The organism is Blastomonas sp. 34TW (assembly GCF_059803595.1).
In genome coordinates, this window is record NZ_JAPFGW010000008.1 from 26,103 (window position 1) to 51,341 (window position 25,239).

Genomic DNA, 25,239 nt, shown 5'->3' on the forward strand with positions numbered 1-25,239 from the left:
TATCCTGGAATAAGGGGATTGCGGGGTAAGAAAACAAGGGCGGGACGCACATGCGCCCCGGCGGCCTTATTTCTTCTTGCCGGCGATCGGCTTGGCCTTGCCCTTGCGGGTGCGCGCATTGGTGTGCGTGCGCTGGCCACGAACCGGCAGGCCCTTGCGATGACGCAGACCGCGATAGCAGGCCAGGTCCATCAGACGCTTGATGTTCATCGCGGTCTGGCGACGCAGGTCGCCTTCCACGGTGTGATCGGCGTCGATCGTTTCGCGGATCTGCAGCACTTCCGCGTCGCTCAGGTCCTGAACGCGGCGGGTGTGGTCGATGCCCAGCTTGTCGGCGATTTCCAGTGCCTTGGCGGGGCCAATTCCATGGATATAGGTCAGCGCAATGATAACGCGCTTGTTGGTGGGGATGTTCACCCCGGCGATACGTGCCACTTAATAAGTCTCCTGCTCCACAGGGCGCGGCACCTGCCGCAAGCCCCATCTCAACGCTTCAAAACCACAAAGCGCAAAAATCGCAGGCCTCGCATTTGGAACGATGCAAAGCCTGTTTTTAAGCCGCTCAATGAAAATGAAAGCCGCGCATAGGCGGAGTCGCCCATGCTGTCAAGCGCGGGACAAGACAAAAGCAGAAGGGCGCGCGACAAAGTGATTGCGCCTGCTGTCACACCGGCGTCATACTCGCTGGCAGGGCTGCGCGCAAGCGGCACGCGGCATCCGCAGGGCCAGGGGGGCTGCATGACCGACGAGACGCCACGACCTGTTGCCGGCGAGGCTGCGACGCCCTTCACGCTCGCGGGCGTGCCGATCGATCCCGGCACCTCGGCGACCGTCGCGATTCCCGTGAGCAACACCGCGACCGGGCTTCCCGCCAGCCTCTATGTCCGCGTGCTGCATGGCGCGAAGCCCGGCCCGTGCATCTTCGTCTCCGCCGCGATCCATGGCGACGAGATCATCGGCACCGCCGTGATCCAGCGAGTGCTCGCCAAGCTCGACGCGGCCAGCATGTCGGGCACGGTACTGTTCCTGCCCGTGGTCAACATCTTCGGGTTTCAGCAGCACAGCCGCTATCTGCCCGACCGGCGCGATCTCAACCGCTCCTTCCCCGGCAGCGCGAAGGGCTCGCTCGCCGCGCAGCTCGCCAACAAGTTCCTGAAAGAGGTGATCTGCCACTGCTCGCTCGGCATCGATATCCATTCCGCCGCCGTCCATCGCTACAACCTGCCGCAGATCCGCATCGCGCCCGATAACGAGCGGTTGCGCGACCTCGCCATGCTGTTCGGCGCGCATGCGGTGATCGAGAGCCCGCTGCGCCCCGGTTCCTTACGCGACATCGCGCGCGGCGAAGGCGTCGACATGCTGCTGATGGAGGCGGGCGAGGCGCTGCGCTTCGACGAGCTGTCGGTGCGCTGCGGCGTCAACGGCGTCCTCAACGTGATGGCGCATCTCGGCATGATCCAGCCGCACCCGGAGGCGACCACCGTCACCCTCCCCGCCCGCTGCCGCCGCGCCATCTGGGTCCGCGCGCCGCGCGGCGGCCTGTGCCTGCTGCAGCGCACCTCGGGCGACGCGGTGAAGAAAGGCGAGGTCATCGGCCGCGTCACCGGCATATTCGGCGACGACGCCGAAGAATTCCGCGCCCCGATCGACGGCATCATCATCGGCCACGCCGTGCTGCCCGTGGTCAACCAGGGCGACGCGCTGGTGCATATCGCCGAGGTGATGCGCTTCGGCGATGTGGAGCAAAGGGTGGACCAGATTACCGAGGCGCTGTTGAATGATCGGTTGCTGGATGAGGATGAGTTGATTTGAGGGGGGCGGTAGAACCAAAATGGCGCCTATCTTGTATTTCCTTCGGTTACTTTTTCGCTAAGATCGACACGTCACCGGTACACACCACAACTGTGAAATGGATTACCAAGATGCCAACGAATAACAAGGAAACGCTTAGCTCCACGGAATCTTTTTGCAAGACTAAATATCAGTCGTCTTACAAAGTCGATGGCTTTCGCTCATTGTCATCATTTGTAATCGATTTAACGAGCGGATTGAATGTGCTTGTTGGCCCCAATGGTAGCGGAAAGACAAATTTCATTGAATTTCTCGATTTTTTAAGTTCATTTATATTAAATGACGCATCGACAGCTGTTTCAAAGTCAGGAGGAGTCTCTCGTGTTTTCAGTGCTGAACAGACTAGGTTGGCCAATTCTAGAGTTAGAGCCTACGTTTCAGGCACCGCAGACCTCGCACCGTATTCAAATGACGAAGTTAGAACTCTATTCGATTTCGATTATGAGGTAGAAATTAGATTTAACAAGGAGCAATCTTTAATTTTTGTAGCCAGTGAAATGGTACGTTTCAGAAAGCTTTATAGAAGCGCAGACGACAATGTACCAGCATTTCCTGTCGGATCAATTAGCATAAAACGTCAAATTTCAAAATTGGATGGACCGCCTACAATCAAAGTCAGCCCACGATTACTATCAAACGCAGTTCGTAATCCGCTACGAGTTCGCCACAGATATGAGTATAGTGCAATTAACGCTGGAAATTCGACGCTGATTGGCAGTACATTAGCACCCGACCAAAGTGTACTCTCAACCCGACCGACAAAGCCAGCACTTGAGGCTATTCGTGCCGCCATCATGCGGGGCCGTTCTTTTAATCTCCTCCCAGCAAGAGCTAAGTCTCCTGATGAAATTACGCGTCCCCCATCTATTAACTTTGACGGATCTGGACTCACTTCAACTTTATATCATCTACAAAGATCCGGCAAATTACCACGGCCCAGAATTGGTTTTCGTCCAAGATTTAACCCATCACAATTTTCAGATGTTCTGATATGGACTAATTTAGTTTTTCCAGAATTGAAAAATGTTGTGGTGACTGCCGATCCCCATACAGGAAAATATATTGGCCAAATGGTAATTGGTGAAAATGAACTAAAAATTCCATTGCAATCAGCAAGTGATGGGACTGTAAAGTGGTTGGCACTTGTTGTTCTTATAATCACTCGAGGCGGCGTTTACAGCATAGAAGAGCCAGAGAATTTCTTGCACCCAAAAATGCAGCAGATTCTTATCGATCTTATACGCGACTATTCTGCCGATCCTGAAAAGCCAGGATATTTTATAATGTCCAGCCATAGTGAAACCATAATAAACAGATGCCAGCCAGAAGAGTTGATCTTGTTTGATTTTATTGACGGACGCACAGTTTGCAAACGTTTAAATAATTCAAATGCAGTCCGAGAAGAAATTAATAGAACTGGTTTTGGATTGGGGTATTATTATGCCAATAACGCTGTGTCCTAGTATTTTAATTTTCGTCGAGGGTACTATGGAGCGCATTTTTCTTAACACAAAGCTACCCTCAGTGACAGTTATTCCAGTCGAAAACGGAGCTGGATGGACAACAACCAATCTACGAAATCAAATAATATCAAAGTTTTGCGCAAGAAAGTCATTTCCTGAAAAAGTCATAATTTGGTTTGATAGAGAAAAAAATTGCGATTGTTCCATAACGATTGGAGAGTATATAAAGCATGGATTTTTTGAGGTAGGCTATCCCAAAGAAAGGGTTCATTATATAATCCCGGACATGATGTCAGAGAATATTATATTGTCGGATGAGGTGCCTATGCGCGAAATTTTGGGCGACAATTCTTACACCTACCCCGGTGACGGATGCAATGGAAAGTCTAGATTAAAAATTCTATTAGAATCAATTGGAGAAGATTACAAGGAGACTACCGTCGGGGTTAAGTTATTTGGAAAAGTCAGGCTAGCTCGATGCACCAAAGAGAATGTTGCCGTTCACAACTTTCTTAGCGAATTTGATTTGCCCTGTTACCTTATTTAATTCGAGGCAATTCGATGATCTTTATAAATTTACTTTTAATCCAAATAGGCTATGATCTACCCCGCCCCCATACCAAATTTGCCCGGTGCGGAACTGCGGCACAGGCCTTCGCAGTCGTCGAGGGTGGCGGGTCGGGATCAGGTGGCTTTCGCGAGGCGATCTGGATGAGGCCGAACCCAAGCGGCAGACGGTCAGCGCGCGGGGCACCTTCCTCCCCCGCCAATGCCGCCGAAAGCGCAGGATGGAAGCATCGGCCCGTGGCGGAGCGGCCGTAAATCTCCGCCGATCCTCGCCGCCGTCCGCAAGGACGCCCGGCCCGCCGCTTGCGCGCATGATCGCTCGCCAGGCAGGCGCGCGCCGCCAAATCCAACAGCACGGGCCGTCACGGCGATGAAGCTTGCGCGACTTTACCGCTTGACCTTCGCGCACCGCACAGGGCAGATTACAGGCCTGACATTCCTTGAAAGGTGCCTCATGCTGAAGATGCTCAAGCTCGCCGCGCTCGGGATCGCGATGTCATCAACCGCCGCCTTTGCCGCTGCACCCGCCCAGGTGACGCAGATGGTCGCGGCAGGCTGCTGCGCGCTGGGTGCCTGTTGCGGCATGGGCTGCTGCTGATCGCTCTTCCGATAAGCGCCTGACCGGGCTGGCGATCCGCTGGCCGCCGGCCCCATTCGGTTTCGCTCCTGTCGCTCGCGCGCTCGCCGGCCAACGGCCGCGCTTCTTTCAGCCTGCATTTCCGGCCGCCTCCCCCGGCATCCCGAGGGAGGACCCTGCCGGACCTGATCAGCGCGCGATCACGTCCATCGGATCGTCGTCGCCTTCGTCGGCAAGCTCGCCGAGTTCGCTTTCCTCGTCGTCATCGTTGCGCTCGCCGGCAAAGGCGTCGGTGTCGATCTGGCCTGAGCTGACCATCTGCTCCATGCGGTCGACCAGATCGGGCTCGTCGAGCGGCATGACGCTGACGCCGCTCGCCACCTTCTCGCTGTCCTCGCTGCGATCATCGGCGCGGTGCAGCGCGTCCTCGGCGACGTCGTTCGCCTTGGGGTCGCCGCGCTGCGACTCGTTGATCGTGCCGAAGCCGGTATCGTCGGGGATGTTCGCCATGGGATGTTCCTTCGTGCTGAGTCTGTGAAGGACTACCCGCGCGGGGGGCGTTGCGTTCCGGTGCGCACCCTCGTTCAAATCCTCCCCGAGCTCGTCTCGGGGAGGGGGACCGCTGACCGAAGGTCAGAGGTGGAGGGGAAGCGGGAGGGCGCCATCGCTCAGCCGGAGCACGCACCCGCTGCCCCTCCACCACCCGCTTCGCGGGCGGTCCCCCTCCCCCAGCAAGCTGTGGGAGGATTTGAAATCAGGCAACTGGCCCCAGCAAGCTGTGGGAGGATTTGGAAACGGCAGCTGGCCCCGGAAAGCCGGGGGAGAATTTTTTACGCGATCACCCGATCAGCGGCACGTGCGGGGCGCAGTCCTTCGGGATCAGCCCGGTGAGGCGCGGGTCGTCGAGCAGTTCGATCTCGCGGCCCGTCGCGGTGAACCCCTGCGCGATATAGAAGCCGAGCGCGCGCGGATCATCGAGCGTGCAGGTGTGCACCCAGACGCGCTCCACCCCGGCGCGCCAGGCCAGCGACAGCGCCTGGCCCATCAGCCAGCCGCCAAAGCCCTGGCCGGTGAGCTGCGGGATCAGCCCAAAAAACGCGATCTCGCATTGGACAGCTTCACGAAAGTCGAGTTCGAGCAGCCCGATCTCGATGCCCTTCGGATCGAGCACCGCGAAGATCTCGACCGCCGGGTCGGTGAGGATCGCCGCCAGCGCGTCATCGGCCATCACCAGCCGCGAAAACCACAGCCACGGCTCGCCGACGCGGCGATAGAGCGTGCGATACTTGTCGTTATCGGGCGCCTTCCAGCGCTTCAATCGCAGCGGCACCGGCTTTACCGGGCGCGGCCCCGGCCGGCTGCGCATCTCCAGATGCGTCACCACCGTGGCGATCTGCCCGCGCTCGACGGGAAGGAAGCGCGAGCTCATGCCCGGCCCGCCGCTGCTGCCAGCGGGCCGGCTGGGCGATCAGAGCTCGGGTTCTTCAACACCGCCCGAATCGTCTTCCTCGGGCTCGTCCTCGGGTTCATCGGCTTCCTCTTCCTCAGGCTCCTCGGCTTCCTCGGCTTCGACTTCGTCCGCCTCTTCGGCTTCGTCTTCTGCCTCATCGGCCTCGTCCGCCTCATCAGCCTCGTCAGCTTCTTCGGCTTCGTCGGCCTCTTCCTCGGACTCATCGGCTGCTTCTGCCGACTCCTCCTCGGACGATTCCTCGCTGACCTCTTCGGCGCTTTCCTCGGACGATTCCTCGGTCACCTCTTCGGAGCTTTCCTCATAGCTTTCGCTGGTTTCCTCATAGGAAGATTCTTCCGAGCTGATCTCGCTGACATAGCTTTCGGAGGTGATCGTCTCCTCTATGATCGTCTCGCTATAGGTATATTCCTCGACGATGACGGTGCTGTATTCCTCGTAATAGCTGGCATAGCTGAAGGTCGGGGTCGAATAGGAGGCCCAGGAACCGATGGTCGCCAGATCGATCACCGCATCGAACAGCGCGAGCGTGATTTCCGCCGCCGTGCTGAACCGGGCGTTCTGGCGATTGCCGCCGAACTGGAACGCGCTGTCGCCCTTTTTCAGGAAATAGAGCACGTGCGTATCGACATCGATCGGCTTGAGCACCCGCTTGCCGCGCACATCGGTGATGATGTCACCGGGGACGATCTTGTTCTTGGCGGCAATGCCCCTGGGATCGGTCGAGATGACGAGCACGCCCTTGACCCTGGGCTTGATGCCGAACTGCGAGCGCACCGCCGGGGTCAGCTCCATCAGCGTTGCATCGATCGCGCGCGACACATAGGGCTTGGGCAGCTTGGCCGCCTGGGCAGCGGCGGGCGGTGCGGCTGCAACCGATATTACCGGCGCACCAAGCGCGAGCACGGCAAGGCCTACGCCGCACAGCAGCGTCTTGCGCGCAAAGGCGCGCGATACGGACTTTTTCATGAATTCCCCCAATCAGCGCCGGGCTTGCGTGGGAACGATTTTCCGGACCCGCAGCCCCCTGCGAGTCGGCCCCGCGCCGGCCGCGCGAATCTGCACCAATGCTGCACGCAAATCCAGCGCGGCGAACGGTCAGAAGCGCATATTGACACGGATGTCAGCGGAAGACGCAGTTCACCCCTGACCACAGGTTGGTCACCTTCGCCTTCGCGCCGGTACCGTCGAGAATGCCCGAAAGCCCGGCGGCATTGAACTCGGTGCCCAGCGTCGTCTGCTCGATCTTCGCGTCATAGACATCGAGCAGCTGCGCGCGAGTCGAACCGATGCCGATGCCGCTGATCGTGGTTAGCCTGGGCAAAGGCTTTCCGTCCTTGCCCTTCGCTGCGGGACTGTCCGCCGCATCGAGCGCCCATCCGGCAAACAGCCCGTCAAGCGCATAGAGCGTCAGCCCGTCCTTCCAGCTGAGATAGGCGAGCGGCCCTGCCCCGCATTCCTCGGCGCGGCCGGCCTCGGCGGGGCCCTTGAGCTTTTCGGTAACCAGCTTGAGCTGATCGAGCGGCACGCCGAAGGAAAGCGGGCGGGTCGCGCCGCTATCGGGATCGACCAGGCGCAGCCCCTCGCCGTCGAGGCTCATCACCGGCGGATGCTGCGCGGCGCCCGCCTCTGCCCCGACGCCGCCTTCCGAAAGGTCGATCTGCGGATGGCCCGGCGGCAGCTCGATCCCGGCTTGCGGATCGCCCTCGGCCGGTTTCTCCGCCGGTTGCTGGCACGCGGCAAGCAGGGCAGTGACAAGAACGACGGTGGCGAGGCGGTGCGGGACGGGCTTGGTCATGGCGACGATGATTACGCCAGCCATCGCCCAGCGCAAGGCGGCATTTGCGCCGCCCGCGCCCGGGCGGTCGTCAGCCGTTCGAGAGCATCAGGGCCGGCTTGTCGTCGCCGCTCGCGATCTTTGGCGCGATGACCTTGCTCTTGTGGCGGAACTGGCCATCGACATGGCCGCCCTGTTCGATCGTGATCGTCTCGTAGCTGACATCGCCGGTGACATTGGCGGTTGCGGTGATGACGAGATCGCGCGCGTCGACCGATCCGTCGACCGTGCCTGCAAGTCGCGCCGATTCGGCGGTGATCGCGCCATGGATGCTGCTCGCTTCGCCCTGCACCAGCGAGGCGCAGGATATGTCGCCTTCCACCCGGCCATCGACATGCAGGTCGACCTTGGCCGAGATGTTGCCGGTGATCACGACGTCCGCGCCGATAACCGAGAAGGTGGAATGTCCGACCATGCTGCTTCCTGACCTGTTCGAGCGGGCGTTAGCGGGCGGCGTCGTCGGTCCGCTGTTCGGCGACGGCTTGGATCTTGAGAACATCGCGATTGGCCTCCAGAAACGGGCGCGGGTTCATGGCGCGGTCATTGTGCCGCACCTCGAAATGCAGGTGCGTGCCGGTGGAACGACCGGTGCTGCCCATGCCGCCCAGCCGCTCGCCCTTGTCGACCTTCTGACCGACCCTCACGCCGATCGACGACATATGCGCATAGCGGGTGACCAGGCCGTTGCCGTGCGCCACTTCGACGCAATTGCCATAGCCCGATTTCACGCCGGCGAAAACGATCTTGCCCTGCGCCGCGGCAAGGATCGGCGATCCGGGCGCGCCCTTGAAATCGATGCCGCTGTGCAAGGCGGCGGCGCCGGTGAACGGGTCACGGCGATAGCCGAAACCGCTGGTGATCGCGGGGGCCACAGCGGGCGTGCCCGAGGGGATGGCGACGAGGCCACGCTCCAGCGCGTCCATGCGCGCGAGCGTCTGGCCCAGAGTGGTGAAGCGCGGATCGAGCCGGGCATTGCCCGAGCCCTTGAACGGAATGAACGGACCACCCTGTGCGGTGGCGCTGGCCTTGGCAACGCTTTCCGGGTTCAGTCCGAACTTGCGGATCGCCTGTTCGGCATTGCGCGCGCGGACGGTGGCGGCGCGGGTAAGCTGTTCAACAAATGCGATCTGCCGCGCTTCCATCCGGGCGAGCCCTGCGGCTTCGGGGACCATCGCGCTGATCTTGCGCGCGGTCTGCGCGGCCTCGTCGCTGCTGCCCTTTTCGGTGCTGCCGACCACGGCGCTCGCATCCTCGCTCGCGGCTTGCTCGCCGATATAGCTGGTGACGATGTCCTCCAGAAAAGCCTGGCGCTTTTCGAGGTCCTTGGCAACGTCCTCGACCGAGGAGCGATAGGCCTTGACCCGGCTCGCCGAGCTCTCGATCTCAGCCTGGCGCTGGACGAGTGCTAGGCGCTCCATGCTGATGCTGTACTGGCTGACGAGCATCGCGAGCGTGACGATCAGCCACAGCAGCAACGCAGCGGCCACAGCCCCGGCGACGGTCATCTGCAGGCGTGCAGAGACCTTGACGAATTTGATCTGCCCCTGTGACCGCATGAAAAATTCGCGATCAGGGAACCATAGCGCAAGCGCGTCCGTTACGCGCTTGCGCATCGTTAGAATGCGCATGCGACCCGTTCGACCCTTAAATTTAACCCCGCAGCGCCGCTAGCAAAGGGTCCGACGGATAGCGAATCGACTCCTGCGGCTTTGCCACGAATCGGACGAGTCGTGCGATGAGTTGCAACCTGGCGTGATTTTTCCGCAATTTTCTTGTCATTCCCCCTGCCAGAATCGTCGCAGCAAACGGTTGCGAGTCGTTTTTTTCCTATATTTGCGACGAACCGAGTCGCGGCTTGGAACCTTTTGGCTTGGCTGTTACACGCCGCAGCCATGATTGAAGCCGTTGCCAGCACCGCCAGCGCCTCACCGCAGGACGTGATCGCCACCTGCTGCACCGCCGCGCGCCATGCCGCCAAACTGTTGCGCACCCTGCCGGATGCCACCAAGGCCGATGCGCTGCGCGCCGCCGCAGCCGCACTGCGTGAGGATGCGGAGCCGATCCTCGCGGCCAATGCGCGCGACATGGCGGCGGGCGAAGCGCGCGGACTGTCTGCGGCGATGCTCGACCGGCTGAAGCTCGACGAGGCGAGGCTCGCGGCGATTGCGGACAGCGTCGAAGCCGTCGCCACCCTGCCCGATCCGGTAGGCGAGGTGATCGACAGCCGCATCGCCCCTGCGGGCATGACGCTGCGCCGGGTGCGCGTGCCGATCGGCGTGATCGGCATCATCTATGAAAGCCGCCCCAATGTGACCGTCGATGCCGCCGTGCTGTGCGTGCGCTCGGGCAATGCGGCGATCCTGCGCGGCGGCAGCGAGGCAATGCACTCCAACCGCGCGCTTCACGCCAGCCTGTCGCGCGGCCTCGCATCGGCGGGCCTGCCCGAAGCCGCAGTGCAGCTCGTGCCGACCCAGGACCGCGCAGCCGTCGGCGCGATGCTCGCGGCGGCGGGCGGTATCGACCTCATCATTCCGCGCGGCGGCAAGTCGCTGGTGGCGCGCGTCCAGGCCGATGCGCGCGTTCCCGTGCTCGCGCATCTCGACGGCATCTGTCACAGCTTCGTCCATGCGAGCGCCGATCCGGCGATGGCGGAAAAGATTGCGCTCAACGCCAAGCTGCGCCGCACCGGCGTGTGCGGATCGATGGAAACGCTGCTGATCGACCGCGACTATCCGCACGCGCAGGAATTGCTGGCCGCGCTTGCCGATGCCGGATGCGAATTGCGCGGCGACGACATGGTGATGGAGCTCGAACCGCGCGCCGTGTCGGCCAGCGACGAGGACTGGGACACCGAATATCTCGACGCGATCCTGTCTGTCGGCTTCGTCGCGGGGCTCGACGGCGCGCTCGCGCATATCGCGCGGCACAGCTCGGGCCATACCGATGCGATCATTACCGGCGATGCCGCCGCCGCCGCGCGCTTCCAGGCCGAGGTCGATAGCGCCATCGTGATGGTCAACGCCTCGAGCCAGTTTGCCGATGGCGGCGAATTCGGGCTCGGCGCCGAGATCGGCATCGCCACCGGGCGGCTGCACGCGCGCGGTCCGGTCGCGCTCGAGGGGCTGACCACCTATAAATGGCTGGTCGACGGCGAGGGCCATATCCGCGCCTGAGCTTGCGTTGCGGCGCGCCCGTATACAATGTATACACGGGCGATGAGCAAGTCGCAGATCATCACCGCCCGCATCGATCCCGAGATCATGGACCTGGTCGATCGTGTTGCGAAAGCGCGGGGCCGCAGCCGCTCCTGGCTCGCCGCGCGCGCGATCGAGAAGATGGTGCGCGCCGAAGTCGCGATGATGGACTTCATCCAGCAGGGCGAGGACGACATCGCCGCCGGGCGCTTCCTCACGCAGGAGCAGATGGAGGAGTGGGTCGCCAACTTGCGCTCCGAAGCCAAGGCCAAGATTGCCGAGCAGGACGCCAAAGCCCAGCAAGAGCAAGATAAAGCGGCGTGATGCGCGTCACCTGGTCGCTGCGCGCGCAGGACGACTTCAACATCATCTATCGGCAGGCGCTCGACGACGACGCCAGATATGCACTGGATTTGGTCAGCGCGCTTGAGAAGGCCATCGCCCGCTTGTCCGAACTCCCTCAAATCGGCGCACCGGTCGGATCGGCCGATCACCGCAAATGGCGTATGGTACGAACGCCGTTCCTGATCATTTATCGCGCGGGCGATCAGGGCTTGCACATCCTCCGCGTCCTTCACGAGCGCCAGGACTGGAGCATCGAACCATGAACGGCCGTCCCGTCCGCACCGGCCTGATGGGCGGATCGTTCAACCCGGCGCATCGCGGGCACCGGGCGATCAGCCTGTTCGTGATGGAGGCCTTGGGGCTCGACGAAATCTGGTGGCTGGTCAGCCCTGGCAATCCGCTGAAGGACGGAGCAAGTGACATGGCGCCGTTCAAGGCGCGGCTCGCCTCGGCGCGCGGCATGACGCGGCGCTCCCGGATTCGCGCGACCGGAATCGAGACCGAACTGGGCACGCGCTACACCGTCGAGACGCTCGAAAAGATCACGTCGCGCTATCCAAAACGCGACTTCGTCTGGATCATGGGCGCGGACAATCTGGCGGGATTCCACCGCTGGAAGCACTGGCGCACCATCGCCCGGCAAATGCCGATTGCAGTTGTCGCCCGTCCGGGATATGATGGCGCCGCCATTTCGGGCCCCGCAATGGCCTGGTTCGGGCATCGTGTCCGTCCCCGCAGCCAGGCAAGAGACTGGACACGATGGAGTTTGCCAGCGCTTGTGCTGATGCGCTTTCGTCCTGATCCGCGATCTGCCACGGCCCTGCGCCGTCAGGATCCCGACTGGTTTCTGGATTACGCCGACACAATCGTGCGCGATGCAGTAACCCGGCAGGTCTTTGCGTGACAGCCGGTCCAGCCACTCCGCCCGTCCTTCAGGACGTTTCCTTCAACCCGCCCTTTCCCCTCGTGCGCCATCGCAACGCTTGCGGTGCCGCATCCGTTCAACAGATGCCTTTGTGCAAGGAGCTCCATTGACCAACCTCTCTCAAGCCCATCAGTCGGTCGCCAGCCCGCCCCCGTCGGCCACCGATCTGCAACTGGCCGAAGCCAGCAAGCTGCACGCGCTGGTGATGCAGTCGCTCGACGACGATCAGGCGCAGGAGGTGGTTTCGATCCCGCTCGCCGGAAAGAGCAACATCGCCGATTTCATGGTGATCGCCTCGGGCCGTTCGACCCGCCAGGTCGCCTCGATGGCGCAGAAGCTGGCCGAGCGGATCAAGGAAGCCGGTGGCAGCGCGCGGATCGAAGGGCTGACCAATGCCGATTGGGTGCTGATCGACGCTGGCGATGTCATCGTCCACCTGTTCCGTCCCGAGGTGCGCAGCTTCTACAATCTGGAGCGCATGTGGGCCTTTGGCGACGCGCCCGAGGCTCCGAACGCCTGAGCCTGTAACAGGCCGGGGGGCTGAGGCAGCATGCGCCTGCACATCATCGCGCGCGGCAAGATCGGCCGGTCGCCCGAGGCCGAGCTGGTGCAGCGCTATGCCAAGCGCATCCAGTGGCCGCTCAGCATCACCGAACTGCCCGATCGCGGTGGCACCGTTCCGCCCGCGCCGCAGGGCAGCCGCACGGTGATGCTCGACGAACTCGGCAAGCAGCTGACCTCGATGGAAATCGCCGAGAAGCTCGGCCGCTGGCGCGACGATGGCGTGCGCGAAACCCGCTTCCTGATCGGCGCGGCGGACGGCTTCGATGATGCCGAACGCGCCAATGCCGATCTGCTGATGGCGTTCGGCAAGGCGACCTGGCCGCACATGATGGCGCGCGCGATGCTTGCCGAACAACTGTACCGCGCGACCGCCATTCTCGCCGGCCATCCCTATCATCGCGAGGGTTGAGCACGTGGCGCGGCGCTCGATCCTGCTCGCTCTCGCGGCCTCCGCCGCGGCGCTGAGCGCGCTGCCCGGCAGCGCCACCGCCCCTGCCCGCCCGGTCAACCTGCTCGAACAGGAACGCACCGCGCTCGCCCGCGCGCTCGCCGATGCCAAGGCGGCGGCAAGGCGCAGCGCGACGCTCGAGAAACAGGCCGACAACGCGGTCGCCGAAGCCGACAAGGCTCGCGCCGAAGCGCGTGTCGTCGCATCGAGAGTCCAGCAGGCCGAAGCAGAGATTGCCGCTGCCGAAGCGCGGGTGAAGATCATCGCCACGCTGCAGCGCGCGCAAAAGGCCAGGCTCGCCGCGCGCCAGCAGCCGCTCGCGCGGTTGACGGCAGCGCTGCAATCCATGGCGCGCAAACCCACGGTGCTGGCGCTGGTCCAGCCCGGATCGATCGATGACCTGGTGCGCGTCCGTGCGGTGCTCGCCACCACCCTGCCCCGGGTCGAGGCGGAAACCGCAAGCTTACGCAAGGACATTGCCCGCTCGCGCGATCTCGCGCACCAGGCGACGCGCGCCGCCGCGCTGCAGCGCGAGGGTCGCCAGCAGCTCGCCTATCGCCGCGCCGAGCTTGCCCGGCTCGAGGCGCGCGCGCGCAACCGGTCCCGCGAGTTGGCGAGCACCTCGCGGCTCGAGGAGGAACGCGCGCTGGGTTTGAGCGAACGCGCGCGCGATCTCGACAGCCTGGTGGATGACCTCGAGGCGAGCGCGACGCTGCGCCAGCAACTCGCATCGTTGGAAGGCCCGGTCCTTCGCCCGCCCCGCCCGCAAGCCTCTGAGGTGGTCGAAAATGCCGCGCCGCCCGCCACCAACGCCCGCCCCGCCTATCGGCTGCCCGCGGCCGGCGCGATCGTCACCGGCTTTGGCGAGGTCGCCGCGACCGGCGTGCGATCGCGCGGGCTGACGCTTGCCACGCGGCCCGGCGCGCAACTGGTCGCGCCGGCCGATGGCCGCATCGCCTTTGCCGGAGCCTATCGCGGCTTCGGCCAGATCGTCATCATCGAACATGTCGGTGGCTGGACCAGCCTGATCACCGGGCTGGCGCGCACGCGGTTGAAAGTCGGCGAACGCATCGCGCAGGGCGACCCGATCGGCCGCGCTGCCGACAACCGTCCGCGCATCACCGTCGAGCTGCGCCGCAACGGGCGTCCGATCGACATTGCCGCCCTTATCTCCTGACAGCGTCCGTTCACCGCGCAGCAAGCTTTCGCACGCACAACAGGCGTTGGTCGAAGCGCATCCGGTGCCGGTGGCAAAGCATCTGGCAATTGGGCGCGCGCAGGACTAGATTGCATGGGCCGCGCCAGGGGTAAGCGCGAAGCACCTGCCTGGAGAATGCCGTTGCCATCGTCGATGGCCAGAAGCGGCACGATCCGGGCCCGACATAGCCGGTTCAAGAACAAGGTTGCCATTCGATGATGAAATCCCGCCTCGCCCGAGCCTCTGCCATCGCGCTTGCGGTGGCCCTGGTGCCGATCACCACCTCGGCCATTTCGCAGGTCGAATCCGACACCCAGGCGGAGATCGCGAAATTCGTCGACATTTTCGAGCGGGTGAAGACCGATTATGTCGAGCCGGTCGATGACGACAAGCTGGTGCGCGGCGCGATCGACGGCATGCTCGCCGCGCTCGACCCGCATTCGAGCTATCTCGACGCGCGCGATTTCGCCAATCTGCGCACCCAGACCGAGGGCATGTACGGCGGCCTCGGCCTCTCTGTCACCATGCAGGACGGCGCGGTCAAGGTGATCGCCCCCACCCGCGAAACCCCCGCCGACAAGGCCGGGATCAAGGCGGGCGACTATATCACGCATCTTGACGGCAAGCTCATCTATGGTGGAACGCTCGACGATGCGGTCGACCAGATGCGTGGAGAGCCGGGCACCTCGATCAAGCTCACAATCGTGCGCGAGGGCCGCGACAAGCCGTTCGACGTGACCATCACCCGCGCGATCATCGATCTGAAGCCCGTTACCTGGGAGGTGAAGGACGATATCGGCATCATCACCATCGCCAGCTTCACCTCAAGCGTCGGCGAGGATGTGAACCAGGCGATTGCCGATATCGAGGCCAAGCTCGGCCGCAAGCCGGTCGGCTATGTGCTCGACATGCGCTCCAACCCCGGCGGGCTGCTCGACGAGGCCGTCGCGGTCTCCGACGTGTTCCTGCAAAAGGGCGAGATCGTCTCGCAGCGTGGCCGTCACAAGGGCGATATCGAGCGCTATTACGCACGGCCCGGCGATGCGACCGGCGGCCTGCCGCTGATCGTGCTGGTCGATTCCGGTTCGGCCTCGGCTTCGGAAATCGTTGCAGGCGCGCTGCAGGATCATCGCCGTGCGCTGGTCATGGGCGAACGCAGCTTCGGCAAGGGATCGGTGCAGACGCTGCTGCCGCTCTCGCGCACCTCGGCGCTCAAGCTGACGACGGCGCGCTATTTCACCCCCTCGGGCAAGTCGGTGCAGGAAGGCGGTATCGAGCCCGATATCGCGGTGCCGCAGATTTCCGACCCCGACTACAAGACGCGAATGAAGCTGCGCGAATCCGATCTGCGTGGCCATTTGATCAACGAGATCGGACTCGACGACAAGGATCTGGAGGTCGACAAGCTGGACGATCCGCGCTTCACGATGACGCCCGAGCAGCTCAAGGAAAAGGGCATCGAGGACTTCCAGCTCTATTATGCGCTCGCCACCCTGCAGCGCACGACGCTGGCCAGTTCGCGACTTTCGGCAACCCGCCCGATCGCCGCGCGTTCTGCTGTCGGGGGACGTCCGGCAATGCGCCGGAACTGATCTCGCATCCTTTGCTGCACACCAATATCGGGGGCTTGCTGACATGACTTCGCGCGCGCCGCGTTTCGCCGCATGGCTGGCGTTCCTTCTGCCCGCATCGCTGCTGGGCGGAGCGCTGATCAGCCAATATGTGTTCGGGCTGTATCCGTGCGAGATGTGCTATTGGCAGCGCTGGCCCCATTGGGCGGCGCTGGTACTGGGCGGGATCGCGGTGCTCGCGGTCAAGCGTGTCGAAGGCCTGGGTGTTGCCATGGCATCGCTCGCCGCGATCGCCATCGCGGTCAGCGGACTGATCGGCGGTTTCCATGCCGGGGTCGAATATGGCTGGTGGGAAGGGTTGACCCGCTGTGCCACCGCCGCACCGATGGGCAACACCACCGAGGACGTGCTCAATTCGATCATGGCCAATCCCCTGGTCCGCTGCGACACCGCGCCCTGGTCGCTGTTCGGCATCTCGCTGGCTGGCTATAATTTTCTCTTGTCGCTGGCCGGGGCGAGCGCCATCTATCTGCTGCTGCGCTGCAGAAAGACCGGGACGATTGCCGCATGACCCATGAGAACGAACCGCTCCAGCCCGTCCGCAAGGAGCTTGACCTGTCGGAGATGATCCGCGTCAACCAGGCGGGCGAATATGGCGCGACCCGCATCTATGCCGGGCAGCGCGCAGTGATGGGCGATCATGTACCCGAAGCGCGCGCGATTGCGGGCATGGCCGAGCAGGAAGAGGTGCACCGCGCGTTCTTCGACAAGCTGATGGCCGAACGCGGCGTCCGCCCGACTGCACTGCAGCCCTTCTGGAATGTCGCGGGCTTTGGCCTGGGCGCGGTTACCGCGCTCATCGGTCCCAAGGCGGCGATGGCCTGCACCGTCGCGGTCGAGACCGAGATCGACCGGCATTATGCCGAACAGCTCGAGGAACTGGGCGACAGCGACCCCGAGCTCAGCGCCGCCATCGCCAAGTTCCGCGACGAGGAGCTGGAGCACAAGGATCGTGCGCTGGCAGAAGGCGCTGAACAGGCCTTCGGCTATCCGGTGATGAGCGCGGTGATCCGCATGGGCTGCCGCGCGGCAATTGCGCTTTCCAAGCGCATCTGACCGCTGATCACGCGCCGTTCATCCGGCGCAGGCTATTGGCCAAGAACGACAGAATCCAAGTGGAGGAAGACATGAAGAAGACCGGCACCCTGGCAGCCCTGCTGCTGATCGGAACGGCCTTCGCCGCCCCCGCCGCCGCGCAGGACAATGCGGGCGACAAGGTCGTCCAGAAGATCGTCTATGGCGATGACGCTTGCGAGCCCTCGAGCGATCCGAACGAGATCGTCGTGTGCATGCGCATGGACGAGCAGGAGCGCTATCGCATCCCCGAAAAACTGCGCAGCGATCCCAATTCGATCGCCAATACCAGCTGGACCGAGCGCGTCCGCTCGATGGAAACCGTCGGCAATTTCGGCACCGACAGCTGCTCGCCGGTCGGCGCGGGCGGCTTTACCGGTTGCACGCAGACGCTGGTCCAGGCCGCGCGCGCCGAAAAGAAGCAGGGTGAAGAGGCGATTGCCGGTCGTCTGATCGAGGAAGAGCGCCAGCGTCGCCTGTCGAACATCGACCGCGATGCTGCAGCCGTCGAGGCGCGGCAGAAGGAGATCGAGGCACAGCTCGACGCGCGGAAGGCCGAACGCGAAGCTGCCGCTGCCGCGATGCGCGCGCAGGCCAATGGCGAGGAAGTGCCGCCGCGCCCCGAGCCGGAAGCGCCGTCGCCGGAATGATCTCAACCGCCTTGCACGCCTAACACACCTGGCGCATATAGGAAGGAGCGATGGCGCTTCGCCTTCGCGAGCAGGGAGCGCGCGGCAATGTCGGCAAGTCTGGCAGACGATCTGGTTTTCGCTGTCCCATCTTCGGATGAACTGAGCGCCGGTCTTCAGCCGCTTGATCCGCGCTACCGATCGGTCATCCGCATCTTGACCGCGCTGGTGCTGCTGCCGGTCACGATTGCAGCAACGGTGGTCGAGTTCGCGCTGGTCGCCAAGGACGTCGGCGAGCATGGCATGATCATAGCGCCGGTGCTGGCGCTTGCCGCGTTCATCCTCGTCTTCCTGCCGCAGCGCAAATGGAAGCGCTGGGGTTTCAGCGGCACGCAGGAGCAGCTTCGCGTCGCGCGCGGATGGATGTTCCGCACCGATACCATCGTGCCGTTCAAGCGCATCCAGCATATCGATCTGGGCGAAGGGCCGATCGAGCGGATGTTCGGCCTCGCCAGCCTGACGGTCCACACCGCCGGCACGCACAACAGCATCGTCACCCTGCCCGGCCTTGCCCGAAATCAAGCCGAGGCGATGCGCGATGCGATGCGGCTGCACATCCGCCGCGAGGCCGAATGAGCGACGCTCTCAGCGCCGATCTGCCCGCCACGCTGCCTGCTGCCGACGCTGGCAGCGATCGGCGCCTCCACCCGCTGACCCTGATGCTCAACCTGGTCAGACAGCTGCCCCAGGCAATTCTGGGCCTGATCGCGCTGCGTTTCACCGGGCCAGACGAGCTCAAGCCCTGGGTGGGGCTGTTTGCGCTGGTGGCGATCCTCGCCATGTTCGGATTCGAATTCTACCGCTGGTGGCGCTTTTCGTACCGGCTCGATCCCGAGGAACTGCGCATCGCGAGCGGGGTGTTCAGCCGCAACGTCCGCTCGATCCCCTATGAACGCATCCAGGATGTCAATCTGGAACAGGGTCCGCTCGCACGGTTGGTCGGCCTCGCCAAGGTCCGGCTGGAGACCGGCAGCAGCGGCACCGGTGACGAGGGCGCGCTCGATTCGGTCGATCTCGCCGAAGCCGAGCGGCTGCGCGACGTCATCCGCCTGCGCAAGGCCCAGCAGGCCGATGGCGCGCTCCCGGGCCAGAGCGAAGCCGGTGCCGAGGCGACAGCCCTGCCCCAGACCGAGGCGCCGTTGCTGTTCGGCATGGACAACCAGCGCATCCTGACCGCGGGTGTCTTCAATTTTTCGCTGGTGTTCTTCGCGGTGGTCGGCGCAGTGGTCAACAATCTCGACTTCCTGATGCCTGATGATTTCTGGAACCCGCGCCGCCTGCTCGATTTCCTGGGGCTCGAAGATCTGTTCGCCGCGCTGGATCTTGCCGCGCGCATCGCATCGGTGATTGCGGCGCTGATCGGGCTCGTGGTGGTCGGGCTGGTCGGCGGGATCGTCCGCACCTTCCTGCGCGAATATGGCTTCCGCCTCGACCGTACCGAGACCGGCTTTCGCCGCCGCCGCGGGCTGCTGACGCTGACCGATGTGGTGATGCCGTTGCACCGCATCCAGGCCGCCGTCATCGCCACCGGCCCGATCCGCCGCCGCTTCGGCTGGTACGAACTCAAGGTGCAGAGTCTCGCTAGCGACAGCGACAAGGAAAGCGATCACAGCATCGCCCCGCTCGCCACCGCAGACGAGCTGCGCCACGTGCTGGCCGAAACGCGCATCGGGTGGGAGACCGACTATCCGGCGATGCGCGCGGTCGATCCGGCCATGTGGTGGGTGCCGCTGGTCTTCGCGCTGCCCGTGCCGATCCTTGGCCTCGGCATCTCGGCCTATCTGGCCAGTCCCCTTATCGCGCTCGCCTATCTGCTGCTGCCGCTGGTCCCGCTGATCAGCTGGCTGCACTGGCGCGCGCACCGCTATGCGCTGCTGGGCGACCAGGTCTATGTCCGCGACGGCTTCTGGAACCAGCAGCTGACCCTGCTGCCGCTGCGCCGAGTGCAGAGCGTCGACATCAAGCAGAGCTTTGTCGGTCGGTTCATCGGCCTGGCCGAGATCGCGATCGGGGTTGCGGGCCGGTCCGGCGCGGTCACGATCCAGGCGATCCCACTGGGCGACGCGATCGCGCTGCGCGAACAGCTGCTCGGCGGTCCGGTCAGAAATCCACCGTCAGGAACATTGTGACCTGGCGCGGCGCGTTGACCTGATAGCTGCCGCTGCCGACGAGCGCGAGGTCATAGGTGTTGGCGACATTGAGCATCGTCACGCGCAGAAGTGCGGGATTGTCGCCCAGATCGAAGCGCCAGCGGAAGCCCGCATCGATGATTGTCCGGGCAGGCAGGAAGACAAGGTTGCGCGTATCGGCGGCGCGGGTACCGCGATGCGTGACATTAAGCGTCAGCTGCACGCCGTCGAGCCCCGGCACCTCATATTGCGTCGCCAGCGTCAGGATGCGCGAGGGCTGGCCGAGCGGCCGGCGCCCGACGCGCCCCTGCTCGACCGCCTCGCCGGTGACGCGCGGTTTCATCAGCACCGCGCCAGCCACCACCGTGAGCCGGCGCACGAGCGTCCCGGTCGCCGACAGCTCGACCCCGCGATGGCGCACGTCGCCCAGCTCGCGAAAGACATTCGCGCTATCGGCAGCGAAATAGGGTTTGCGGACATCGAACAGCCCCGCGACCAGGCTCATGCCGCCGGGGATCTTCCAGCGCAGCCCGGCATCGACCTGGCTGGTGAGGATCGCGGGCAGCGCCTCGGTCCGGTTGGCGGCATTGTCGGGCGCGATGCCGCTTTCCTCGAGCCCCCTGGTATAGCCGCCGTAAAAGGCGAGCCGCTTGGTCGCCTCGATCGATGCGGTGACATTGGGCAGCCAGGCCTCGTCATCGGTCTTTGCCAGCGCCGCGCCGGGGCGATCGACGCGCTTGCGATACCAGGTGTGCTGCAGGCCGACGCTGAGGCCCCCGACCCCCTGCCAGCGCCCGTCATAGGCGATGCCCGCAATCGCCTGACGCACCGTCTCGCCGGTCTGGGGGTTGAAGCGGAAATCGGGCTCGGGCGCATCGAGCACCTGTTCGACCGGCGCGCGCGCATAGCTGATCGACGCCCCTCCCCCATAGCGGCTCACCCGCTCGCGGCCGCGCAGCGCCGCGTGCAGCGTGTGGCGGCGCGGACCTTCGGCGAAGCTCTTGCTGATCCGAAGCTCGCCGCTGGTCCCTGCGAGCGAGAGCGGCGGGTCGCTGGTGATGCGGCGCACCGCCGTTCCATCGGGGCGTAAGGCGGTGAAGTTGGTCGCGAAATTGGTTGCGCTGTCGGATGTCGAGCGGAACAGGCCCGCCGCCAGATCCCAACCGCTCCCCAGCCCCGCCTTGGTCAGCGCGCCATAATGCTGCACCGTGTTGCGCTGGTCAGCCCATTCGGGGCCGGGGAATTTCCGGCGCTCGATCAGGGGCGGCAGGAACGCGCCCTCGGGCGTGTAGAGCGGCGCGGCCTCGCGATTGTACAGGTCGATCCGGCTCCAGAACGGGATCACCTCGATATTCCGCCCGGGCTTCCACCGTGCAGCAAGAGCATAGGAGCCGAAGAACGACTGGTTGCCCGGCGCGAGCTCGTCGACGAACCCGGCAGCCCCCGCGACCAGGCTCAGTCGGTCCTTGATCACTGGGATTTGCGTATCGATCTCCAGCCTGCCGCCGCCCCAGCTGTTGAGGCCTAGCATCGTGCTGACCACCAGATCGTTGCCCGCCGGACGGATCTTGTAGTCGACAATTCCCGTCGGTGCCGGGAAGAGATAGTTCTGCGCGGTCAGGCCGACGCGCACGACATTACTCTGCACCAGCCGGTCGGTGAACGCGGCGGGGCGATCGAAATACAGGCCTTCGAGCCGGATGTTGTTGGCGGTGACAGGCGAAAAGCCGCGCACGTCACTGCCGCTGTACAGCCCGACCCGCTCGTTACCGATGCTGGTGCCGAAGGCATCCTCGGCCCCGGCAGCGGCATTGTCGGTCACGCGCTGCGCCAGCGCCGCCGGTGCCAGAACCAGGCTAGCTGCCGATAGCAGGATCGAAGCGCGGAACGCGTCGCAGATCGTCCGGGCCAAAGGGTTTCTCGCTGAACAGATAATCATAATAGAACTCGCGCAAGCGCTGGTGGTAAGCGCGAATGCGCATCTGATAGTCAAGCTGCGCGGCGACATCGGTGCGCGCGAGTGCAGTCATCGCCTGGGCAAGACCGGCGGGAGGGAGCAGCCATCCCGCAGTTCTGGCAAGCTCTGCCCGGCGGGCGATCCCGTCGCGATAGGCCGCAGCTTGCTCCGCCACATGCCGGTCGCCCAGGTGCTGGAACGCGAAATACCATTTCCAGCTGAAGGTCGGCGGGATCGCCGCACCGGGAGCGAGTTGCGGATAAAGCTCGAGGAAATCGCGCATCGTCCCGTCTTTCGGACGGTCCCATCCTGCATGTACATATTCGCGATTCTCGCGCGCCAGCGCCGCGCCATCGGGCACGGGCACGGCAGCGTTGATCGCCAGATTCGCCCCCGCAGGCGCAACGAGCGTCAGCGCGAACCAGATCGCCGCGAGCGATGCCGCATGCACCGCCGAACGCGCGCCCCGCCGCGCGACGATGAGGATGATTGCGGTCCACAGCAGCGCTACGAGCACGATCAGCCCGGCAAAACCCAGGGCGCGCAGCGGCGCCGTTCCCGCGATCAGCGCGCCGACCGCGAACGGCAGCAGCAAGGCGAGGAGAACACCTCCAACGCGCACCAGCACGCGCGCGCTCCACAGCCGCCAATTTGCCCCCGGAAGCGCTTCCAGCGCATGATAGCGCCCCGCCTCACGCTCACCCGACCACAGGTCGTGCAGCAGCGCGATCAGCACCAGCGGCGCGAGATAGATGACGACAAAGGCCAGATCGAACCGCCCCGGCAGCGACAGCTCTGGATTGGCGGCTTCGTTTTCGTAGATCTGCGCCTCCAGCGCCAGCGCGCGGACGCGCAGCAAGGCGGGCGCGATGTCTCGGCTGCCGAGCGCGGCAAAGGCGAGGTCCGATGGCGCGTCCCAGGTCGGCTGGAACCCGTAATAGGCGCCCGAGCCCGCATCCTCGACAAACGCCTCTAGCGCGCGCTCCTCGGCGACCTGCCCTGCCAGCATCCGGTCGATCGCCGCCCGGTCGCGCGCGACGCTGGCCAGGCCCAGCGCGACCGCCGCGCTGGCGCACATCGCGAGCAGCGCCAGCGCCAGCAGCGCCGATCTGCTGCGCAGCATGAAGGCGAATTCGCGGGTCAGGTTGCTCATAGGCCCGTCCCTTCGAGCCGTCGCCGCGCGAAGGCGAACAGGCCCATCGCCAACGCTACCCAGAGCGCGAGCACCGCGAGCGGCATCGCCATCGCGCTTGCACGCTCGCCCGGGCTGGGCGCGGAGAAATCGAAATCGGGGATCGTCTTCCAGAAATCGGCGGAGATGCGCGTGAGGCGGTCGGCAATCGGGTCCTTGCTGCGTGCGGCATCATCGGCGCTGGCGACGGCGCTCGCCTGCAGTCCGTTAAGCTTTTGCACCATGTCGTAGCGATAGGCCTCGGCGGCGGCGAGAAACGCCAGATGCGTGCCGAGATCGGTCGCGGCTCCGGTCATCGAGGCACGGCGTACCGCGAGCGCCGGGCTGATGATACCGAGCGCGGTCAGCGTGTCGGTCTGCGCGTTCTGGATGGCGGCAGCACGCGCGGCATAGCGCTTGAACAGCCCCGAGGTCAGCCGCTCGCCTTCCTGCGCCAGCACGCCGCGATAGTTGAACGGCAGATCCTCGACCTTGCTCACCCCATATTGCGCCAGCAGCTTCGCCTTGAACGCGGCGAAATGTGGATCGTTGGGATTGTGGCTGTCGCCGATGCGGCGCAGGTCTGCGGCAATCGCGAATTCAGTGTCGACCCGGCTGGGCAAGGGCTCGGCCACACCGACCCAGGCCGCCGCCGCACGCGGGATCAGCACCACCACGATCGCCCAGGCGGCGATCAGCGTGACGAGCGCGCCCTGCGCACTGGCCGCGAGCGCCGAGACCGCGGTGATGACCAGCACCCAGACGAGCAGATAGCCGCTATAGGACAAAGCCGTCAGCGCGGCGATGCCCGCTTCGCCCGGCTGCTGCACCGCCGCCCAGGCGAGCGCGGCAAAGGCCGGTGCCATCGCCAGCACCGCCGCCACGGCCAGCGCCAGCGCCTTGCCGCCGAGGATCGACCAGGCCCCTGCCCCATAAGCCGCCAGCGCACGCAGGCTGCCGCGCTCGCGTTCGCGCGCGATGCTCGCAAAGCCCAGGAACACGAGCAGCAACGGCGCGAGCGTCTGAAGCACGAAGGCAGGCGTCAGCTGGCCGAAGCGGACGAGATCGGAGGATTCACGTGCAGCCCCGAAGGTGGCACTGTTCTGCCGGTGCCCCTCGAGGAACAGCAGCGTCCCGGTAAACGCATCGACACCCGGATCGAACGCGGCGAGCGGCCCCACCGGGCGCAGCGCATAAGTGCCGTAATGCACCATGCGGTGCGGATGCCGGTCGGGCTGGGCCTTGAACTGCGCATCGGTCGCGGCCTGTGCCTCCGCGCGCATCTTCGCCGCCGCCGACATTTGCGTGGCCGAAGTGACCGCCGCGATCGCCGAAAGCAGCAGCAGTGTCGCGATACCGACCAGCGCCAGCCGCGAGCGCAGCATCAGGCGCAGCTCGGCGCCCGCGATCGTCAGCGCCTGGTTCATCGCACCCTCGCGAAACCGTCGTGCAGGGCGTTGAGGTCGAAACGCGGTTCGTGCTTCTGCGCCGACCATTCGCTGGCAATCCTGCCTTCGGAGATCAGCCCGATCCGGTCCGCCGTGTCCGCCGCACCGAGCAGGTCATGCGTCACCATCAGCACCGCCACGCCGCGCGCAGCGAGCGTCTCGAGCAGCGCGTGAAAATCGGCCGAGGCCGCAGGGTCGAGCCCCGATGTCGGCTCGTCGAGCAGCAGCAGCGGCGTGTCGCGCAGCATGGCGAGCGCGATCGCGGTCTTTTGCCGCATGCCCTTGGAAAAGCTGCCCGCGCGCTGGTCCCAGGCGCGAGCGGCCAGGCCCACCGACTGGAACGCGGCCTCGATCTCTTGCCCTGTGCGGCGGCAGTCGGCGATCTTGAGCAGATAGTCGACATTCTCGCGCGCGGTCAGATGGTCGTAGAGCGCCACGTTTTCGGGCAGATAGGCGATCTGCGCGCGCACCGCGTCGATGGCATTGGTCGGGTCCTGCCCGCCGATGGTGAGCACGCCGCCCGAGCGGGCGAGAAAGCCGAGGATGGCAAACAGCGTCGTCGACTTGCCGGCACCGTTCCCCCCGAGCAGCGCATAGATTTCGCCTGCCGCGAGGGTGAGCGACAGACCGTTGACGATGCGCCTTCCACCACGCTCGACAACGAGCTGGTCGATCACCAGTACGGGGTTGGACATGGAAACTA

27 protein-coding genes are annotated in these 25,239 nt (G+C 64.3%); 16 read left to right on the forward strand and 11 right to left on the reverse strand.

What is annotated here, in order from left to right; genetic code table 11:
- Window positions 1-66: 66 nt before the first annotated feature.
- Complete coding sequence (gene rpsM / locus OPU69_RS11350) at window positions 67-435, reverse strand: 30S ribosomal protein S13 (protein WP_023836211.1); 369 nt, start codon at window positions 433-435, stop codon at window positions 67-69.
- Between the two features lie 303 nt (window positions 436-738).
- On the opposite strand from rpsM, the gene OPU69_RS11355 reads away from it, so the two are divergent.
- From OPU69_RS11355 to OPU69_RS11365, 3 genes are all read left to right on the forward strand, one after another.
- Entirely contained in the window at window positions 739-1,812 is a 1,074-nt protein-coding gene (locus OPU69_RS11355) for a succinylglutamate desuccinylase/aspartoacylase family protein (RefSeq protein WP_498511110.1), read from the forward strand.
- Between the two features lie 110 nt (window positions 1,813-1,922).
- Complete coding sequence (locus OPU69_RS11360) at window positions 1,923-3,314, forward strand: AAA family ATPase (RefSeq protein ID WP_498511112.1); 1,392 nt, start codon at window positions 1,923-1,925, stop codon at window positions 3,312-3,314.
- Window positions 3,315-4,335: 1,021 nt separating this feature from the next.
- A complete protein-coding gene (locus OPU69_RS11365; RefSeq protein ID WP_167348203.1) occupies window positions 4,336-4,479 on the forward strand; it encodes a hypothetical protein in 144 nt (47 codons plus the stop codon).
- A gap of 168 nt (window positions 4,480-4,647) precedes the next feature.
- Here the strand turns inward: OPU69_RS11365 and OPU69_RS11370 are convergent, their stop codons facing one another.
- The 6 genes from OPU69_RS11370 to OPU69_RS11395 all read right to left on the reverse strand — a co-directional run bounded on the left by OPU69_RS11370 (window position 4,648) and on the right by OPU69_RS11395 (window position 9,391).
- Complete coding sequence (locus tag OPU69_RS11370; RefSeq protein WP_498511114.1) at window positions 4,648-4,968, reverse strand: hypothetical protein; 321 nt, start codon at window positions 4,966-4,968, stop codon at window positions 4,648-4,650.
- Between the two features lie 328 nt (window positions 4,969-5,296).
- Window positions 5,297-5,887, reverse strand: coding sequence for a GNAT family N-acetyltransferase (locus OPU69_RS11375; protein WP_498511116.1), 591 nt, complete (start codon window positions 5,885-5,887; stop codon window positions 5,297-5,299).
- A gap of 39 nt (window positions 5,888-5,926) precedes the next feature.
- Window positions 5,927-6,895 carry a hypothetical protein gene (locus OPU69_RS11380; protein ID WP_498511118.1) on the reverse strand — a complete coding sequence of 323 codons (969 nt, stop codon included), beginning with the start codon at window positions 6,893-6,895 and terminating at the stop codon, window positions 5,927-5,929.
- A 154-nt stretch (window positions 6,896-7,049) separates the two neighbouring features.
- Entirely contained in the window at window positions 7,050-7,724 is a 675-nt protein-coding gene (locus tag OPU69_RS11385; protein ID WP_498511120.1) for a hypothetical protein, read from the reverse strand.
- Window positions 7,725-7,794: 70 nt separating this feature from the next.
- On the reverse strand, window positions 7,795-8,178 hold the full coding sequence (locus OPU69_RS11390) for a bactofilin family protein (RefSeq protein ID WP_498511122.1): 384 nt from the start codon (window positions 8,176-8,178) through the stop codon (window positions 7,795-7,797).
- A 28-nt stretch (window positions 8,179-8,206) separates the two neighbouring features.
- Complete coding sequence (locus OPU69_RS11395; protein WP_498511124.1) at window positions 8,207-9,391, reverse strand: M23 family metallopeptidase; 1,185 nt, start codon at window positions 9,389-9,391, stop codon at window positions 8,207-8,209.
- A 264-nt stretch (window positions 9,392-9,655) separates the two neighbouring features.
- On the opposite strand from OPU69_RS11395, the gene OPU69_RS11400 reads away from it, so the two are divergent.
- From OPU69_RS11400 to OPU69_RS11460, 13 genes are all read left to right on the forward strand, one after another.
- A complete protein-coding gene (locus OPU69_RS11400) occupies window positions 9,656-10,936 on the forward strand; it encodes a glutamate-5-semialdehyde dehydrogenase (protein ID WP_498511126.1) in 1,281 nt (426 codons plus the stop codon).
- 42 nt (window positions 10,937-10,978) lie between these two features.
- On the forward strand, window positions 10,979-11,281 hold the full coding sequence (locus OPU69_RS11405) for a CopG family ribbon-helix-helix protein (protein ID WP_498511128.1): 303 nt from the start codon (window positions 10,979-10,981) through the stop codon (window positions 11,279-11,281).
- The gene (locus OPU69_RS11410; RefSeq protein WP_060980122.1) at window positions 11,281-11,565 is read left to right on the forward strand and encodes a type II toxin-antitoxin system RelE/ParE family toxin; all 285 of its coding nucleotides are present in this window, start codon (window positions 11,281-11,283) and stop codon (window positions 11,563-11,565) included. The genes OPU69_RS11405 and OPU69_RS11410 overlap by 1 nt, the downstream gene beginning before the upstream one ends.
- On the forward strand, window positions 11,562-12,206 hold the full coding sequence (locus OPU69_RS11415) for a nicotinate-nucleotide adenylyltransferase (protein ID WP_498511130.1): 645 nt from the start codon (window positions 11,562-11,564) through the stop codon (window positions 12,204-12,206). Before OPU69_RS11410 ends, OPU69_RS11415 begins: the two co-directional genes overlap by 4 nt.
- 187 nt (window positions 12,207-12,393) lie before the next feature.
- The gene (rsfS, locus tag OPU69_RS11420; RefSeq protein WP_081096834.1) at window positions 12,394-12,747 is read left to right on the forward strand and encodes a ribosome silencing factor; all 354 of its coding nucleotides are present in this window, start codon (window positions 12,394-12,396) and stop codon (window positions 12,745-12,747) included.
- Window positions 12,748-12,777: 30 nt separating this feature from the next.
- Window positions 12,778-13,200, forward strand: coding sequence for a 23S rRNA (pseudouridine(1915)-N(3))-methyltransferase RlmH (locus OPU69_RS11425; RefSeq protein ID WP_498511132.1), 423 nt, complete (start codon window positions 12,778-12,780; stop codon window positions 13,198-13,200).
- A 4-nt stretch (window positions 13,201-13,204) separates the two neighbouring features.
- Window positions 13,205-14,416 carry a murein hydrolase activator EnvC family protein gene (locus OPU69_RS11430; RefSeq protein WP_498511134.1) on the forward strand — a complete coding sequence of 404 codons (1,212 nt, stop codon included), beginning with the start codon at window positions 13,205-13,207 and terminating at the stop codon, window positions 14,414-14,416.
- A gap of 239 nt (window positions 14,417-14,655) precedes the next feature.
- Window positions 14,656-16,029 (forward strand): S41 family peptidase, encoded by a 1,374-nt coding sequence (locus OPU69_RS11435; protein WP_060980133.1) that lies wholly within the window; start codon window positions 14,656-14,658, stop codon window positions 16,027-16,029.
- A 43-nt stretch (window positions 16,030-16,072) separates the two neighbouring features.
- The gene (locus OPU69_RS11440) at window positions 16,073-16,579 is read left to right on the forward strand and encodes a disulfide bond formation protein B (RefSeq protein ID WP_498511136.1); all 507 of its coding nucleotides are present in this window, start codon (window positions 16,073-16,075) and stop codon (window positions 16,577-16,579) included.
- Entirely contained in the window at window positions 16,576-17,124 is a 549-nt protein-coding gene (locus OPU69_RS11445; RefSeq protein ID WP_081097070.1) for a demethoxyubiquinone hydroxylase family protein, read from the forward strand. The genes OPU69_RS11440 and OPU69_RS11445 overlap by 4 nt, the downstream gene beginning before the upstream one ends.
- 71 nt (window positions 17,125-17,195) lie before the next feature.
- Entirely contained in the window at window positions 17,196-17,792 is a 597-nt protein-coding gene (locus OPU69_RS11450; RefSeq protein WP_498511138.1) for a hypothetical protein, read from the forward strand.
- Between the two features lie 87 nt (window positions 17,793-17,879).
- Window positions 17,880-18,407 (forward strand): PH domain-containing protein, encoded by a 528-nt coding sequence (locus OPU69_RS11455; RefSeq protein WP_498511140.1) that lies wholly within the window; start codon window positions 17,880-17,882, stop codon window positions 18,405-18,407.
- Window positions 18,404-19,960, forward strand: a complete 1,557-nt coding sequence (locus OPU69_RS11460) for a PH domain-containing protein (RefSeq protein ID WP_498511142.1) — start codon at window positions 18,404-18,406, stop codon at window positions 19,958-19,960. The genes OPU69_RS11455 and OPU69_RS11460 overlap by 4 nt, the downstream gene beginning before the upstream one ends.
- Here OPU69_RS11460 and OPU69_RS11465 read toward each other — a convergent pair.
- Genes OPU69_RS11465 through OPU69_RS11480 form a run of 4 tightly spaced genes read right to left on the reverse strand, consistent with a single transcriptional unit; the run spans window position 19,932 to window position 25,231 of the window.
- Window positions 19,932-21,872 (reverse strand): TonB-dependent receptor domain-containing protein, encoded by a 1,941-nt coding sequence (locus OPU69_RS11465; protein ID WP_498511144.1) that lies wholly within the window; start codon window positions 21,870-21,872, stop codon window positions 19,932-19,934. The genes OPU69_RS11460 and OPU69_RS11465 overlap by 29 nt on opposite strands.
- Window positions 21,817-23,070, reverse strand: a complete 1,254-nt coding sequence (locus tag OPU69_RS11470; protein WP_498511146.1) for a DUF3526 domain-containing protein — start codon at window positions 23,068-23,070, stop codon at window positions 21,817-21,819. The genes OPU69_RS11465 and OPU69_RS11470 overlap by 56 nt, the downstream gene beginning before the upstream one ends.
- Window positions 23,067-24,515, reverse strand: a complete 1,449-nt coding sequence (locus OPU69_RS11475; protein ID WP_498511148.1) for a DUF3526 domain-containing protein — start codon at window positions 24,513-24,515, stop codon at window positions 23,067-23,069. Before OPU69_RS11475 ends, OPU69_RS11470 begins: the two co-directional genes overlap by 4 nt.
- A complete protein-coding gene (locus tag OPU69_RS11480) occupies window positions 24,512-25,231 on the reverse strand; it encodes an ABC transporter ATP-binding protein (RefSeq protein WP_498511150.1) in 720 nt (239 codons plus the stop codon). The genes OPU69_RS11475 and OPU69_RS11480 overlap by 4 nt, the downstream gene beginning before the upstream one ends.
- Window positions 25,232-25,239 lie beyond the last annotated feature (8 nt).

What these genes read in the sequence shown, in the direction of transcription:
- OPU69_RS11395 (WP_498511124.1), bottom strand. Translation starts at nt 9,391, where the DNA reads ATGCGCATTCTAACGATGCGCAAGCGCGTAACGGACGCGCTTGCGCTA.
- OPU69_RS11445 (WP_081097070.1), top strand. Translation starts at nt 16,576, where the DNA reads ATGACCCATGAGAACGAACCGCTCCAGCCCGTCCGCAAGGAGCTTGAC.
- OPU69_RS11450 (WP_498511138.1), top strand. Translation starts at nt 17,196, where the DNA reads ATGAAGAAGACCGGCACCCTGGCAGCCCTGCTGCTGATCGGAACGGCC.
- OPU69_RS11400 (WP_498511126.1), top strand. Translation starts at nt 9,656, where the DNA reads ATGATTGAAGCCGTTGCCAGCACCGCCAGCGCCTCACCGCAGGACGTG.
- OPU69_RS11455 (WP_498511140.1), top strand. Translation starts at nt 17,880, where the DNA reads ATGTCGGCAAGTCTGGCAGACGATCTGGTTTTCGCTGTCCCATCTTCG.
- OPU69_RS11440 (WP_498511136.1), top strand. Translation starts at nt 16,073, where the DNA reads ATGACTTCGCGCGCGCCGCGTTTCGCCGCATGGCTGGCGTTCCTTCTG.
- OPU69_RS11425 (WP_498511132.1), top strand. Translation starts at nt 12,778, where the DNA reads ATGCGCCTGCACATCATCGCGCGCGGCAAGATCGGCCGGTCGCCCGAG.
- OPU69_RS11480 (WP_498511150.1), bottom strand. Translation starts at nt 25,231, where the DNA reads ATGTCCAACCCCGTACTGGTGATCGACCAGCTCGTTGTCGAGCGTGGT.
- OPU69_RS11475 (WP_498511148.1), bottom strand. Translation starts at nt 24,515, where the DNA reads ATGAACCAGGCGCTGACGATCGCGGGCGCCGAGCTGCGCCTGATGCTG.
- OPU69_RS11410 (WP_060980122.1), top strand. Translation starts at nt 11,281, where the DNA reads ATGCGCGTCACCTGGTCGCTGCGCGCGCAGGACGACTTCAACATCATC.
- OPU69_RS11415 (WP_498511130.1), top strand. Translation starts at nt 11,562, where the DNA reads ATGAACGGCCGTCCCGTCCGCACCGGCCTGATGGGCGGATCGTTCAAC.
- OPU69_RS11375 (WP_498511116.1), bottom strand. Translation starts at nt 5,887, where the DNA reads ATGAGCTCGCGCTTCCTTCCCGTCGAGCGCGGGCAGATCGCCACGGTG.
- OPU69_RS11385 (WP_498511120.1), bottom strand. Translation starts at nt 7,724, where the DNA reads ATGACCAAGCCCGTCCCGCACCGCCTCGCCACCGTCGTTCTTGTCACT.
- OPU69_RS11380 (WP_498511118.1), bottom strand. Translation starts at nt 6,895, where the DNA reads ATGAAAAAGTCCGTATCGCGCGCCTTTGCGCGCAAGACGCTGCTGTGC.
- OPU69_RS11390 (WP_498511122.1), bottom strand. Translation starts at nt 8,178, where the DNA reads ATGGTCGGACATTCCACCTTCTCGGTTATCGGCGCGGACGTCGTGATC.
- OPU69_RS11435 (WP_060980133.1), top strand. Translation starts at nt 14,656, where the DNA reads ATGAAATCCCGCCTCGCCCGAGCCTCTGCCATCGCGCTTGCGGTGGCC.
- OPU69_RS11370 (WP_498511114.1), bottom strand. Translation starts at nt 4,968, where the DNA reads ATGGCGAACATCCCCGACGATACCGGCTTCGGCACGATCAACGAGTCG.
- OPU69_RS11360 (WP_498511112.1), top strand. Translation starts at nt 1,923, where the DNA reads ATGCCAACGAATAACAAGGAAACGCTTAGCTCCACGGAATCTTTTTGC.
- OPU69_RS11405 (WP_498511128.1), top strand. Translation starts at nt 10,979, where the DNA reads ATGAGCAAGTCGCAGATCATCACCGCCCGCATCGATCCCGAGATCATG.
- OPU69_RS11460 (WP_498511142.1), top strand. Translation starts at nt 18,404, where the DNA reads ATGAGCGACGCTCTCAGCGCCGATCTGCCCGCCACGCTGCCTGCTGCC.
- OPU69_RS11355 (WP_498511110.1), top strand. Translation starts at nt 739, where the DNA reads ATGACCGACGAGACGCCACGACCTGTTGCCGGCGAGGCTGCGACGCCC.
- OPU69_RS11470 (WP_498511146.1), bottom strand. Translation starts at nt 23,070, where the DNA reads ATGAGCAACCTGACCCGCGAATTCGCCTTCATGCTGCGCAGCAGATCG.
- OPU69_RS11365 (WP_167348203.1), top strand. Translation starts at nt 4,336, where the DNA reads ATGCTGAAGATGCTCAAGCTCGCCGCGCTCGGGATCGCGATGTCATCA.